We start from the raw sequence: 14490 nt of genomic DNA on the forward strand, positions 1-14490 counted from the left end.
GGTGAGGGTCTGGCTGGAAACCTGGCCAACGCACTCGCCGGTCACCAGGGCCGGGATCTGGAACTCGTCGGCCACCTTGGCAGCGGCACGCATCATCATCCGCTTGAGCACCACCCCCATCTGGCCGTTGTCGATCTTCTCGAGGATCTCGGCCACCACGGGCTCGAAGTCCACCGCGGTGAAGCGCACCCGGTGGGAGGAGCCGAAACGGTTCCACAGGTGATAGGCCACCTGCTTGACGCCGATCTCGTGAGCCGCCCCACCCAGATTGAAGAAGCAGTAGTGCACCCGGCAGCCGCGCTTGATGAACTGGAAGGAGGCGACACCCGAGTCAAACCCGCCGGAGAGCAAGCTCAGCACATCTTCCTGGGTGGCGATGGGCATGCCGCTCAGCCCCTGGTGGATGGCGCTGACGATGAAAAGCTCCTCGCCATCGATCTCGAGGTTGATCTTCACATCCGGGTTCTTGAGGCGCACACCGTTGCTCACGCAGTGCTGGTTCAGACCGCCGCCCACGTAACGTTCAATCTCCAGCGAGGAGAATTCGTGCTTGCCGTGGCGCTTGGCACGCACGCAGAAGGTCTTGCCCTCGAGCTGATCACCCCAGACGGCTTTCACCTGCTCGAAGATGTCGTGCAGGTCGGTAAACTTGCTGGCCTGCACCTCGAGGAAGGCCTGAATGCCGGGGATGCAGGCCAGGGCTTCGATGGCCTGCTCGCGGAACTGGTCATTGCGGGAGCTCACGATCAGCTTGTCCCAATCCATCCGCACCCGGGCATCGTCGTCGAAGCGGCGCAGGACATTGCGGATATTGCCCTGCAGGATCTTGATAAAACGCTGGCGAACCGACTTGCTCTTGATGGTGATTTCAGGGAACAGCTTGATAATGAACTTCATGGTAATGACTCGGGTGGCCTTGATTTAAGGGCGCGAATTATATCAGAACTTTGTGACCAGCGCCTACTGCATGAGCGGCCGCTCACATTCCCCCACGCAAAGTTTGCCGCATCCGGGCAATCATGCGTATATTCCCACCCCTGCATCCTGGCAACACAGCATCCATGAAAACCCATATCTACTACCCCGGCATGGAGGTACGCGACGAGCTCTGGCTCAAGTTTGCCCTGCTCTATCTGGAGCGGCTCGCCTTCGTCTTCACCGTCAGTGAGAAGAGCGGTCTCACCGCCCTGCTGGAGACCCTGCGCCAGCAAACCGACCTGCTGGCCGAGCCGCCACGACCCGCCTTCTTCGCCCATATCACGCCCCAGGTCGAGAGCCAGATTGCCGGCCTGGTCGCCCCCGACTTCGTGCGTCACAAGGTGTTTGGCAACAGGGAGCTCATCGCCCGCTGGCGTTCAGCCCCCAACCACGACTGCTTCTGCCCGGCCCAGGCGGGACTGGAGCGGCTGCACGGGTTTTGTCTGACCCACGGCTTTGCGACGCAGGATGAAGGGGGGATCAGAATGGCGCGCCGCTTTGCCAACCTGCTCTCCATGCGCCTCGCCCGTGAGTGGGCACTCGCCAATGACGGGGCGCTTATTACCGATCACGACTATCTCGACCGCCTGCTTCACCTGCTCGAATCCCGCTACCACAATCGCGGCGGTCAGGATTGCTTCCACCTCGAGATCCCGCTGCAAGTGCCCACTCACCTGGCCGACATCCCGTTTGCAGAGCTCATTGCCCTGCGGGGGCGAAGCGGCTTTCGTCAGCAGCTCGCCGAGTTCCATCAGGCCCTCGATGCCCTGCTCGCCATGCTGGGCAGCGGCTACGCCGAACCCGCCGTGTTGACCCGCTTCGAGCAGGCCCAGCAGGGGTTCACACCCTTGCTGGGACCCGAGACCGTCACCCTGCCGCTCACCACGCTCGTCAGTACTGGCTTACCGGCCATGGCGATGATCCACCACCTCAAGGGGAGTCACCCACAGAGCGACCTGGTGTTTCATCCCATCAAGAAGAGCCACTTCCACCAGCGCAAGAGCCGGCATTTCTTCACCCGGCTGGGGCAGGTCAAGCCCTGACTCCCCGCCTCTGCCGGGGAATCGACAATCAACTGACGGCATCGGGACCATCACCGATGCCGTCAATATTCTGGCGCTCACCACGCCCTCAGGAGGGGTTTTCCAGCCGAAACTCGATGCGATCGCTGTTTCCCGCCTCATCCACCACCACCAGCTGATAGCGGCCCGCCTTGCTCACTACTTGATCCCCGTCCCAGCGCAGCCGCTGCCCGTTGAGAAACCAGGCCGGCTTGCCAACTCCTCCCAACACCCTGGGCTGCAGCCGATAGCGCTGGCTGCGAATAAGATTGCCCTCCCCCAGCGCCAGGATGCGAATGGGGGCCTGCAGCTCGGCGCTCTGTCCCTCCCCTGCACACCTACTTGCCAGCAGCGCCTGACGTCGCTCGCCGGGCGTGCGCCACGGCTCCAGCGACAGCGGCCACAGGGCCCGAAAACCGGATTGCGCCGCATCGGGGCAGCGTGTCAGCGTCGGCTTGCCCGCAACGGTCAGTGCGACCTGGCGCAGCGGCGAGGGCCAGTCCATGGGATCTGGCAAGGTGGGGGGATCGCGCCCTTCCAGCAGCCAGGCGCTCTGGCGCTGCAAACAGGTCTCAGGCAGGGTCGCGCTCACCCTGCGCCCCAGCGGCCAGCAGATCTCCGCTTCGCTGACCGTGTTGGGCTGCATCGGCAGAGGGCTGTTGTCAGCCAATCGCGAGTAAACCGAGAGCAGCAGCGGCACCGCCGCGCTCTGGCCGTAAAAACCGGGCATGGGGGTGCCGTCGGGGCGCCCAAGCCAGACGCCTATGGTCCAGCGACCGGAGACCCCCATCGCCCAGCTGTCGCGATAGCCGTAGCTGGTGCCGGTCTTCCAGGCCAGCCGGTTGACCCGGCCGGTCGCCTCGCTGGCAAAGGGCTGATCAGCCCGTCCCTGCGCGCTCAGGATCTGCCAGATGATCCAGGCTGCCCCCGGGCTCAGCAAGGGGCGCGACACCGCCTGCTGCCCCGCCAGCCAGACCGGCATTGCCACCTGCCCCTCCCGGGTCAGCGCACTGTAGAGCGCCACCAGCTGCTCGAGCCGAATGCCCGCCGCCCCCAGCGCTATGGCCGGATTGGGTTTGTCGGAGAGCGCCAGCCGCACCCCGGCGTTGTCGAGCCGGCTGACCAGCTTGTCGGGCCCGAGCGCCTCCAGCACCTGCACCGCCGGCACGTTGAGGGATTGCTGCAGCGCCTGAGCCAGCGTCACCGGCCCCTGAAAGGCGCCGGAAAAGTTGGCGGGGCGATAATCAGAGCCCAGCCTTGGCGCATCGGAGAGCAGGGAGGCCGAGTGCACCAGCCCCTCGTCCATGGCCAGACCGTAGATAAAGGGCTTGAGGGTGGAGCCGGGGGAGCGGATCGCCTGCACCATGTCGAGATAACCGTGGCGGCGCAGGTTGCCATATTCGGCGCTGCCCACATAGGCGCGCACCGCCATGGTTTTGTTATCCACCAGCAGCAACGCCGCTGAGGTCTGCTCCGGGAAGCGGCGGATATAGCTCGCCACCCGCCCCTCCAGCCAGCGCTGCAGATCGCCATCGATAGTAGTGTGCACCAGCGCCCCAGCCTGATTGTCGGCGGCGAGACGGGAAAAGAGCGGCGCCTCCATCGGCGTGAAGTGGCCGCGGGCCAGCACAGGCTCGATGCGTCCCTCCAGCCACGCCTGCTCGGGCCAGACACCCTGCGCCACCAGCCGATGCATCACCTTGTCACGGGCGGCGCGGGCCCGCTCGGGGTGGCGGTCCGGCCGGTTGCGGCTGGGGGCCTGCGGCAGCACCGCCAACAGCGCCGCCTCGGCATAGGTGAGCTTGGCCGCGCTCTTGCCGAGATAGGCAAAACTTGCTGCCTGCACCCCCTCCAGGTTGCCGCCAAACGGCGCCCGGTTCAGGTAGACGGTGAGCAGGGTGCGCTTGTCATGGTGCCACTCCAGCTGCAGCGCGCGCGCCATCTGGCGCAGCTTGCCGGGCACGCTCCTGTGGTAGGGCTCGATGAGGCGGGCCACCTGCATGGTGAGGGTCGAGCCGCCCGACACGGCACGCCCATAGCGCAGCCACTGCCAGACCCCGCGCACCATGGCCACCGGATTGACCCCGGGATGGCGCCAGAAGTAGCGATCCTCGTAGCCCAGCAGCGCCTCGGTATAGCGGGGGGAGACCTGCTCCAGGGTCACGGGGTAGCGCCACACGCCGCTGGTATCGGCAAAGGCGCGCAGCGGCCGCCCCTTCATGTCGAGCACCACCCGCGCATAGGCGGGGTCGAGTGGCGGCGGCGGGAAAATCCGATCCAGCACCAGCAGCGACAGAAACAGGGCGGCTGCCCCCAGCACCGAGAAGCGCAGCCAGCGTGGCAGACGGCTCAGTCGGTGGCGGCAAATGCGGCCACCGTGACACAGTCGCAGCCAGCCGCGCCGCCAGAAAGTGAGCGTGCGAACCCGCTCAAGGGAGGGTTTGTTACTCAGAGATACGCACCTCGTGGATATCCTCACCCACAGCCCGCAGCTCGGGGCGGTACATATCCTCCACCTGGGTTGGCGGCACCTGATAGCGACCCGGCGTCACCGCCCGCATCAGGTAGACCAGTTGCTGGTTGCTCCCGGCGCTCAGATCCAGCGCCGCCGTGTAGCGGTCGTCGCGAAACTCCTGATGCTTGAGGTAGTCGTTCCACTCGCTCTGCCACGCCGGTTTCCCCTCGATGGAGAGCTCTTCGAGCTTGATGCTGTTGCCAAGGGCCGGGTTCTCCAGCTCAAAGCCGGCGGGCACCATCTCCACCAGCAGGGCATCGGGCACTACCGATTCACTGCTGACGTTGAGCCGCACCACCACCAGATCGCCCACCTTCACCTTGATCGGGTCAAAACGCTGACCGTCGCTGTTGAACCAGCTGCGGGTCACGCTTATCCCCTGACTCAATCTGGTAGGAGCCTGTTCGGGGTAGCCGACCAGGGTGCGCTGCACATAGAGGGATCCCTTGCCCTCGTTGGTGACGGCGCTCGCCGCCAGTGCCTCGGGGGCACCCTGCTGCAGCGGAACCGAACCGCTCAGGGATCCACTGCCAAGAGAGGAAGCCACCTTGGCCTGCCAGTCGACGGCCGGATCGACGCGGGCGAGTCGCAGCAGGGCGAGCCGCTCCTGGGTGCTGAGCCACTGACGATGGGCCAGGGTATCGGCCACCTTGGCACTGAGGGCCGGCCAGCGCTCCGCAGCCAGCTTGTGCTGGCGCAGCAGAGCGAGCTCGAGTGCCTGATCGCGCAGGGGGGAGCCGTAATCCCCCAGATAGTCGTCACCGCGCTCGGTCGTCAATGCCCTGCTGAGGGCCTTGGCGGCGTTCTGTTCATCTCCCATGGCCGAGAGGGCCAGCGAGAGGTGCAAGAGCGGCAAGCCGGAGCGAGCGTGATCAGCCTGCTGCTCCCAGATAAGGCGCAGGGTAGCGAGCGGCGCCTTGCCCACCCGGGCCAGTACATAGGCGCTGTAGGCCTGATAGGCCAGCCGGCTGTGCTCGGGGGCACTGCTCCAGCGCTCGCCGTACTGACTGTCGGTGAGATAGCTTTGCAGCCGGTTCAGCGCCTGATTGAGCATCGCCTCCGGCACGGAGTCGCCCGCCTCCTTGCGCGCCAGCAGATAGTCAGCGGCATAGGCGGTGAGCCACTGCTCCTCGTCGGAGCGACCATCCCACAGGCCAAAACCACCGCTGGGCAGTTGCAACCGCTGCAGCCGTTGCAGCAGGGCGCGTTGCACATCCGCCTCGCTCGCCGCTTTCTTGCCCTCTGCGGGTTTGCGCCAGACGGCCCGCTCATCGGCTGTGGTCAGCAAGTAAGGCCAGGCACGGGACAAGGTCTGCTCCAGACAGGCATAGGGGTAGTCGGCCAGCGCCTGCCACTGGGCTGCCGGATCCCAGGGGGGAGTGCCGGAGAGGCTGAGCAGCCCCTGCAGGTTGGCGCGATCCAGCCCGGCCAGCTCAGCTGGCGCAAAAGCCATCTCTTGGCCGGGGGCCAGCATCTGGTAGCGCTGGCGAGTCTCGGCCGGCCAGGGGGAGCGCAGCGGCAAAGTCCAGTCGCGGCTGATGGCAAAACCCTTGCCGCTGGCCGCCAACTGCAGGCTTGCCACACCGCTCGCCCCGGTCACGGTGAGCGGCAGGGTCAGCCACTGCTCCTCACCATTTTTAAGGGCAAGGGTGCTAGGCAGCTCACCGTTTGCTTTCAGCCCGCCATTGAGGGTCCAGGCAAGGGAGAGGGTCTGATCCTCGCCGCTCATATTGCGCAGCTGTACCAGCGCCCGGGTCTCATCCCCTCTGGCGCCAAAGCGCGGCCAGCCGATCTCGGCCACCAAGGGCGCCACTACCTTGACGGCGCGCTCGGCCTCCCCGACTTGCTGTTCGTTCCAGGCCAGCGCCATCAGCGCCAGTTCGCCGTTGAAGTTGGGCAGCTCGAGCGGGATCACCGACTTGCCCTGCTCGTCAAAACTCACCTCGTCGCTCCACAGTGCGGCTATCTCGACCCGGCTCTCCAGCGCGCCGCCCTTTTTCAGCGGCGCCCGGTCACCCCCGTAGTTGAGGCGGGCCAGCTTGCCATCCTGTGGCGGGATCACTTGGCCGTAGTTGTCGAACAAATCCTGGGCGAAGCGCTTGCGACCAAAGAAGATCTCGAACGGGTCGAGGGGTTTATAATCGCTGATATTGAGCACACCCCGATCCACCGCCGCCAGCACCACCCGCCCCCGACTGTTGGGAGTAGAGGTGGCGATCACCTCCAGCCGGGTAAGCGGCACCGCTTTGTCCGGCGCGCTCAGGGTAAGCGGAAGACGGCGTGCTTCCCGATCCAGGGTGAGCGGCACCAGACCGACCGAGCGCAGGCTTTGCACACTCTTTTGGCTCACCGGCTTTGAGTCACTGTCTGGCGCGGCAATCTGGGCCGAGATATGCAGATCATGGCGCTGCCACTCGGGGCTGACCGGGATCTCGAACTCGCCGCGGGCATCCTTGGCATCGCCACCGGCCCCCTTGAGCTCGATGCGCTGCCACCAGCGCAGGCCGTCGCCATCTTCCACCAGCAGCAACCCCTTGCCGGGGCGCGGGGCAACCAAAGTCACTTTGGCCTTGTCACCCGCCTGATAGGCGCGCTTGTCGAGGGTGATGGCGATCTTGTCAGGCCGTGCCTGCTCCCCACCGCCGCCCCAGGCGTAGCTGCCGATCTCTACCCGCAGGCTGGATTGATGGCCCTGACTGTTCTCCACTTCCAATCGATACCAGCCCGCCGCCAGTTGCAGCGTGAGCGGGGTCGGCCCCTTGCCATCCAGCTGCAGGGTCTGCTCCTGCTCCAGATAGGGCTGGCTGTTGAACTCGTACTTCCACCCCTCCCCATCGGCGTAGTGCCAGTAGTAGTCGCGGTACTCGTTGATGAGGCGCACCTTCACCGCCCCCGCCACCGGCTGGCCTTGCTCATCGAGGTTGAGGATCTGGAAGGGGAGCGGCTTGCCCCCTTCCACCCGATCCGCCACAAAATCGGCCTTGAGCGCCGGCCACTGGCTGCCCGCGGGCCAGCCATACTGGGTGCGACTGCGATTGACGGCGCGACCGCCGGGCTCGGAGAGCGACACCCGATAGGCCGCCTCCAGCGGCCCGAGGGCGCGCACCCCGTCGAGCTCATCAGCTAACGAAAACGTCCCCTGCCCCTGCGCATCCAAGGTGAGATTCAGCGGCTCGAGATCCCTGGCCTGCTCGGCGAGCAGCACATCACCCAGCGTGAACTCCTGCCACTGGGTAAAGGGCATGGTGGCGCGGCTGATTTTCACCTCCACCTTCGCCTTGGTGGCACTCGCAGGTGCGCCGTAGAGATAGTCCCCTTGCAGCGGCAGGGTGAGGGCGGCGTCCAGACTCGTCACTTCCCCATCCGGCCCCTTGCCAAGCTGCAGTTTCAGCCGCTCCGGCAGAAACTCCTCCACCAGAAAAGGCCACTCGAAGCGGCTACCGGCGGCGGTCTTGAGGTTGATGGTCCAGCGCCCGAGCGGCGCATCCTCCGGCAGACGCAGGCCGTAGTGGGCCGCGCCCAAATTGTCCGGCAGCAGGCGCTTTTGTTCGAGCAGCTGGCCGTCCGGCTGTTTCACCTCCAGCTCCACCGCCATGCCCGGCAGCAGCTGACCATCCTGCCCTTTTAGCAGGATCTCGCTGTCGAGCCGCTCGCCGGGGCGATAGAGGTCGCGTCCGCTGAACAGATAGAGCTGCTGGGCCTGCCAGGGCTGGGTGCCGAGATCGAAGGTGGAGAGATCGAGGGCCGCGCCATCGAGGCGCAGCACCGCCAGATGGTTGCCCTGCTCGGCCAGCAGCAGGCGAGCCCCCTGCACCTGATCGAAACGGCGGTGACCTTGGGGGTCGGTGGTTTGCACCTGTAGCCGGTTGCCCTTCTGGTCGAGCAGGGAGAGCTGCACATCCTTGAGGGGGTCGGCGCTGGCCAGGGAGCTGACGAACACCTCCAGCTCATCGCGGTAACGGCGGGCACTGAGCCCCATGTCGCTCACCGCAAAGTAGGTGGTCTCCTTGCGCCAGTCGTAGTTGCCAAGGGGGGACATTACCGCAAAGTAGACGCCAGCCTCCGCCAGCTGCGGCTCCTTCACATTGATAAGGCGGGTCTCGCGCCGGTTGGCATCGAGCTCCAGGGCGTAGCGGCCGCTAAATACCCGCTTAGCCCGCTTGGTGATCTGTTCAAGCTCCCAGTTGCCCATGCCGGCACCGGGGCGATACTCGGCCAGGAAACGGGGCAGGTATTCGGCATCGACCCGAAAGAAGTCGATATTGACCTCGTCCACATTGACCGCGCTGATGGGCAGGCGCAGCTCGTCGCGCAGCGGCAATACCATGCCGCTCGCGGTAAACGACGCCCCCGCCTCCAGCGGTCGAGTCTTGAGGGTCCAGCGCTGGGGGGATGGGCCCAGCCCAGCCTTGAGGCTCACCTCGTAGCTCTTGTCGGGTTGCACGTTCGGGAAATAGAGGGTGCGGCCATCGTCGGCCAGAATCCACTCCCCCTGCACCTGCTTGCCCCCTTCACTGACAGAAAGCCAGCTCTGCCAGTTTGCCTTGGGCACCAAGGGGCCGGAGAAGACCAGCGCCAGCGCCGGGGCATCCCGATATTGGCGAGCATTGGCTTGCACCACGGAGGCGGGCGCTCCCGCCTCCTGCCGGGCCATCGGTTCTGTCGTCGGCAACTGGCTGGCAGGCTTGTCGGGGCCGCAACCAGCCAGCAGCAGCGCCGCCAGCCAGGCCACACGGGGAAGACGAGTCACGGGGCAGGAGAGAGAGAGGTGCATGGTGTTCATCCCGGGTTGGATCGCCGCAGCGCAGGAGCCAATAGAATAAAGCGTCACTCCCGGGAACACCAACTGCCATATCGGGCGGCATCGGCCAACAGAGATGGGCGCATCGCCTCGAACGGGAGCGCGTCGCCCCGTGAACCGCGAGGTTTATTCGAGACCCTGCATGCGATCTCCTGTTCCATGAAAGAGGATTGTCGTGATTTTCTGAACCCAGGCTAAACCGGGCACCACTGTTCACTTGTGCGTGATCGGGCCATTCATTATTCTCGGCCCTGCTCAACGCAGGCCTTCCAATCAACGACATATCAAGCAGATAAATTTTTTTTAAGCCTTGAACACCTGTGCCATACATAACGTGCAGGTGCGCTCGATGTATGCCTCAACCATTGAAAACAAACTTATTAATTGTCCATCGACCAGAATGCCGACCTTGAGTTCACACAGGGTCAGCGGGGTCATGCATGCATCCATCCCTCTCTGGAGTCATATCAGCATGGAAAATAACGATCTGTCCCTCGTCGAAAAAAGATTGGTTGCCCGATTCCTGGACATGTTCATCAAATTTGGTCTTATTCTGGCGCTAGGCTCGTTCTGCTTCACCGTGTTCTCCCCTTTCATGAACATGATGCTGTGGGCCCTGATCCTGGCGGTCACCCTTTACCCCCTCCATCAGCGCTTTGCCGCCAGACTCGGGGGAAAACAGGGTCAGTCGTCCACCCTGCTGGTCCTGCTGGGCATCCTGCTCATCGTGGCCCCCACCGTTGCCATGCTCGGCTCCCTGGGTGACAGCGTCAGCGCCCTGATGGACAAGGTGAACAACAACACTCTGGTGATTCCGGCGCCTTCCGCCGACATCGCCAGCATCCCGCTGATCGGTGCCAAGCTGCACGCCTTATGGACCAAGGCATCCGTGGATCTGCCGAGCCTCCTCATCAGCTACAAGCCGCAGCTCGGCGACATGGCCAAGCAGACTGTCGCCATGCTCGCCAGCATGGGGGCGGCCTGCTGGGCTTCGTCGCCTCTTTCATCGTGGCTGGCATCATCATGGCCTGGGGGGCACCGGGTGCCATCAGCGCCGAGCGCATCGCCATGCGCATCACCGATGAGCGCAAGGGCCTCGCCCTGACCAAGCTGTGCACCAGCACCATCCGGGCCGTGGCCATGGGGGTCATCGGGGTCGCCTTCATCCAGGCCCTGCTGGCTGGCGTCATCATGTCCCTCGCCGGGATCCCGGCGGTCGGGATCTTCTTCATCCTGGCGCTGATCCTGGGTATCGCCCAGGTCCCCGTCATCCTGATCACGGGACCGGCCATTGCCTTCATGTGGATGGCGGGGGATCACGGCACCCTGCTCAACGTCATCTACTCAGTGCTGCTGGTCGTGGCCGGCATGGCCGACAACGTGCTCAAGCCCCTGCTGCTGGGGCGTGGCGTCGATGCGCCCATGCCGGTAGTGCTGCTGGGGGCCCTCGGCGGCATGGCCACCAATGGCATCCTCGGCATGTTCATCGGTGCCACCCTGCTCTCCATCGGCTATCGCATCTTCATGGCCTGGGTCAACGACGGTCTGGCCAACGCGGAAAAATAACCCCATGGCCGACGCACTTTCTCTCCTTCGCCCCCTGTTTGCAGGGGGCACCTGCCTGCTGCTCGGTGCCTGTACTCTGCTCGGGCCCGATTATCAGGCCCCCGGTGTCGAGGAGATGGCCAACTGGCACAGCGCCAGCGAGGGTCAGCAGGCGGTGACGGTGACCGACTACCGACGATGGTGGGACAACTTGCACGATCCCGTGCTGAGCGCCCTGGTGGAGGAGGCCTTCCTCAAGAATCCGGACGTGCGGATCGCCGGCCTGCGGATCCTCGAGGCCCAGGCCCAGCTTGGCATCGCCGAGAGCCTACTCGGCCCCCAGGCGACGGTGGGAACGGCAGAATTCCTCCAGGCAGGTCAGACCCGGGGCGGCCACAGCAGCGCGGGCAACAGCTACGGCGCCGGCTTCAACCTCGGTTGGGAACTTGACTTCTGGGGCAAGTTCCAGCGCGGAGTCGAGGCGGCGGATGCCAGCTATTTCGCGACCCTGGCCCAATATGACGACATCCAGGTGTTGATGGCCGCCCAGGTGGCCCAGCTCTATGTGAGCATCCGTACCCTGGAGGCCAGGCTCCAGATTGCCCGGGAGAATGCCCGCATCCAGCGGCGCAGCCTGGAGATCACCGAGCGACTGTTCAAGAGCGGCAACAGCGCCGAGCTGGACGTGCAGCAGGCCAGGACCCAGTACCTGGGCACCCTGTCCGGCATTCCCCAGCTCGAGACCAGCCTGCGCCAAAGCCAGAACGCCCTCTCCACCCTGCTCGCCCGCGCCCCGGGTCCCCTGCCCGAGATGACCACCAACACCGGCAGGATCCCCCAGGGCGAGCTGGCCCTGGTCACCGAGATGCCCGCGGATCTGCTGCGCCGCCGTCCCGACGTGCGGGTGGCGGAGCGCCAGCTGGCCGCCCAGTCGGCCCTCATCGGGGTGGCCGAGAGCGAGCTCTACCCCTCCATCACCCTGCTCGGCACCCTGGGGGTCAACGCCACCAATGGCGAGAGCGGCACCTTCTCCTGGGCCGTCGGTCCTTCGCTGAGCTGGAACCTGCTGGATCAGGGACGGCTCGGCAACCAGATCCTGGTGCAGGACGCCCGCTTCCAGCAGCTGCACGAACGCTATCGCGACAGCGTGTTCAAGGCGGCCCGCGAGGTGGATGACGCGGCGGTGGCCTACGCCAACGGCCAGGAGGAGATCGCCCTGCTGACCCAGACCGGCGAGGCCGCCCGTCGCTCCCTCGAAATCGCCAACACCCAGTACCGCGAGGGGATGGCGGACTTCCAGCGGGTGCTCGACTCCCAGCGTGCTCTGTTCAACCAGCAGGAGCGCCTGGTCAACAGCCGCGGTGCCCGGATGCGCGACCTCATCACCCTCTACAAGGCACTGGGTGGCGGTTGGGAACAGGGGCGCGAACGTCCCCTGGTGACCCCCAAGGTGGAGGCTCAACTGCGCACGCGCGCCGACTGGGCCCCCCTGCTCGACGCAGCCCACTCCCCCATGACACAGAAGGCAAACTCCCATGACTGACACAGCCTCTCCCGGTCAGGCCAGCCGCGGCGCCACCCTCGGGCTGCTGGCCGCGATCCTCCTCCTGCTCATCTGGTATCTGCTGGCGGACAGGTTGACCCCCTACAGCTCCCAGGCCCGGGTGCAGGCCTTCGTGGTTCCCGTCGCCGCCGAGGTGGCAGGCCAGATCAAGCGGGTCTATGTCCACGACAATCAGGACGTGGAGGCTGGCGCCCCCCTGTTCGAGATCGATCCCGAGCCTTATGACATCGCCCTGGCCAAGGCCAGATCCGACTACCAGACGGTGCTGAGCGGCGTCAAGGCGAACACCGAAGGGGTCAAGGCGGCCGAGGCTTCCCTGATGGCCATGCGCGCTGCCTACGACAACGCGGCCAAGGATGCCGAGCGCCAGGAGCGGCTCTATCGGGAAGATCCGGGGGCCATCTCGGTGCGTCGCCTGGAGGTGGCCCAGGCCAGCCGCGAGACCGCCAAGAGTCAGGTGGCGGCGGCCGAAGCCGACGTTCGCCGCACCATCGAGGCCGCCGGGGCGAGCGGCGATGACAACTCCCAACTGCTCAGTGCCCGCTCGGCGGTGCACAAGGCCGAGCTGGATCGCCAGAACACCCGCGTGGTGGCGCCGGGTCGGGGGCTCATCACCGACTTGAGCACGGATGCGGGCCAGTTTATCGGGGCCGGCGCCCCGGCCATGACCCTGATCGCCATCCTGCTCGACAGCCTGCCTGGACAGCTGTTCGAGGGGAAAGTCCGCAGCGTCGGCTACGGGGTGGGCGATGGCAAGAACCAGCCCGCCGGTACCCTGCCCACGGTGGACAACAACCGCGACTGGCTGCGCCAGGCCCAGCGTTTCCCGGTCAAGGTCGCCTTCAAGGGCGACGACTTTCCACCGGTCGAGGCGCTGCGGATCGGTGGTCAGGCCGACGTACTGGTCTACACCGGCGAGAGCGGGGTGATGCACCTCCTGGGGACGCTCTATATCCGCCTGATGAGCCTCTTCTCCTTCCTCTATTGAGGTACCAGATGCATAACGCCGACAAGGCTGTACTGCGCATTGGCACGGGCATCGGGCTCGCGACGGGGATCTGTTACGGCCTGGCGCTGCCCATGCCCCACCTCGGGGTCATCATGGCCTGGGTGGTGCTGTGCCGACCCGGCGAGCCGCTCAGCCTTGGCAAAGGGTTGCTGGGTGGCGCTCTGCTGCTGGCCGTGATGGTCGGCGGCGTGCTGCTGGTGCCCCTACTGACCCACTATGCCCTGGCGGCCGTGCTGCTCGTCGCCCTGCTGCTCTACCTGCTGATGCAGCAGGCGATGGCCGGCAAGGGGGCCGCCGCCATGCTGCTCATCATGGCCATCACGGTGATCCCGGTGGCCGGTCTCATCGAGCAGTCCCTTGCCATCGCCCTTGCCCAGATGATGGGACTGGGGATCCTGATAGGCACCCTGGTCAACCGCCTGGCCCACGCACTCTTCCCTCCCCTGCCGGTGGCCGGAGCGGCGGCAAGACCGGTGCCATTGCCCCCCGAACATCCCGAGCGGCTGGCGCTGCGCGCCGTCGCCATGGTACTGCCGATGTGGCTGCTGGCCCTCGGCAATCCGGCGTTCTACATTCCGGCGGTGATGAAGACGGTGACCCTGGCCCAGCAGAGTACCTCCCTCAACGCCAGACAGGCGGGCCAGGAGCTGGTGCTCTCGACCCTGATGGGCGCCCTGCTGGCGTTCGCACTCTGGCTCGGGCTCAGCCTCTGGCCCTCGCTCCTGATGCTGGTGCTGATGCTGGCCCTGATGACCCTCTGGCTGGCGCGGCGCCTGGTGCGGCTGGTGGCGGGGCGTTTCCCGCCATCCTTCTGGAGCAACGCCTGGATCACGGCGCTCATCCTGTTTGGCCCGGCCATCGAGGACAGCGCCACCGGCAAGGATGTGTGGTTGGCGGCCGCCATGCGTTGCGGCCTCTATCTGGTGGTGGCCGGCTATGGCTGGCTCTGTATCTTGCTGCTCGAACAGTGGTGGCCAGTCGGCCGCCCACTGGCAGAAGCCAAGCTAGGAGATTGAT

Annotated in this window: 10 protein-coding genes; 6 read left to right on the top strand and 4 right to left on the bottom strand. The window is 65.5% G+C overall.

All coding sequences use genetic code 11. From position 1 onward, the window contains the following. A partial coding sequence (thiI, locus tag J9893_RS07655) for a tRNA uracil 4-sulfurtransferase ThiI (RefSeq protein ID WP_210621914.1) occupies positions 1–897 on the bottom strand: 897 nt, incomplete at its 3' end. Between the two features lie 164 nt (positions 898–1061). On the opposite strand from thiI, the gene J9893_RS07660 reads away from it, so the two are divergent. Continuing rightward, the gene (locus tag J9893_RS07660; RefSeq protein WP_041212808.1) at positions 1062–2021 is read left to right on the top strand and encodes a hypothetical protein; all 960 of its coding nucleotides are present in this window, start codon (positions 1062–1064) and stop codon (positions 2019–2021) included. A gap of 88 nt (positions 2022–2109) precedes the next feature. On the opposite strand, the gene pbpC is transcribed toward J9893_RS07660, so the two are convergent. The 3 genes from pbpC to J9893_RS21940 form a co-directional block, all read right to left on the bottom strand. Further along, positions 2110–4518, bottom strand: a complete 2409-nt coding sequence (gene pbpC / locus J9893_RS07665; protein WP_210599953.1) for a penicillin-binding protein 1C — start codon at positions 4516–4518, stop codon at positions 2110–2112. Then, the gene (locus J9893_RS07670) at positions 4484–9328 is read right to left on the bottom strand and encodes an alpha-2-macroglobulin (RefSeq protein ID WP_246875530.1); all 4845 of its coding nucleotides are present in this window, start codon (positions 9326–9328) and stop codon (positions 4484–4486) included. Before J9893_RS07670 ends, pbpC begins: the two co-directional genes overlap by 35 nt. Positions 9329–9658: 330 nt before the next feature. After that, on the bottom strand, positions 9659–9793 hold the full coding sequence (locus J9893_RS21940; protein ID WP_010674281.1) for a hypothetical protein: 135 nt from the start codon (positions 9791–9793) through the stop codon (positions 9659–9661). 91 nt (positions 9794–9884) lie between these two features. Between J9893_RS21940 and J9893_RS21615 the strand changes: the two genes are divergently transcribed. From J9893_RS21615 to J9893_RS07690, 5 genes are read left to right on the top strand one after another with little or no spacing between them, the layout of a single operon-like run. After that, the gene (locus J9893_RS21615; RefSeq protein ID WP_246875527.1) at positions 9885–10460 is read left to right on the top strand and encodes a hypothetical protein; all 576 of its coding nucleotides are present in this window, start codon (positions 9885–9887) and stop codon (positions 10458–10460) included. Further along, on the top strand, positions 10424–10921 hold the full coding sequence (locus J9893_RS21620) for an AI-2E family transporter (RefSeq protein WP_246875528.1): 498 nt from the start codon (positions 10424–10426) through the stop codon (positions 10919–10921). Before J9893_RS21615 ends, J9893_RS21620 begins: the two co-directional genes overlap by 37 nt. A 4-nt stretch (positions 10922–10925) precedes the next feature. Further along, entirely contained in the window at positions 10926–12443 is a 1518-nt protein-coding gene (locus tag J9893_RS07680) for a TolC family protein (protein WP_210599951.1), read from the top strand. Further along, positions 12436–13452: a biotin/lipoyl-binding protein gene (locus J9893_RS07685; RefSeq protein ID WP_210599950.1), complete on the top strand. Its 1017-nt coding sequence runs from the start codon at positions 12436–12438 to the stop codon at positions 13450–13452. Before J9893_RS07680 ends, J9893_RS07685 begins: the two co-directional genes overlap by 8 nt. An 8-nt stretch (positions 13453–13460) precedes the next feature. Next, the gene (locus J9893_RS07690) at positions 13461–14489 is read left to right on the top strand and encodes a DUF2955 domain-containing protein (protein ID WP_124813577.1); all 1029 of its coding nucleotides are present in this window, start codon (positions 13461–13463) and stop codon (positions 14487–14489) included. The last annotated feature ends 1 nt before the right edge of the window (position 14490 follow it).

It is taken from the genome of Aeromonas sp. MaB10011B (genome assembly GCF_017939325.1).
Taxonomy (GTDB): domain Bacteria; phylum Pseudomonadota; class Gammaproteobacteria; order Enterobacterales; family Aeromonadaceae; genus Aeromonas; species Aeromonas caviae.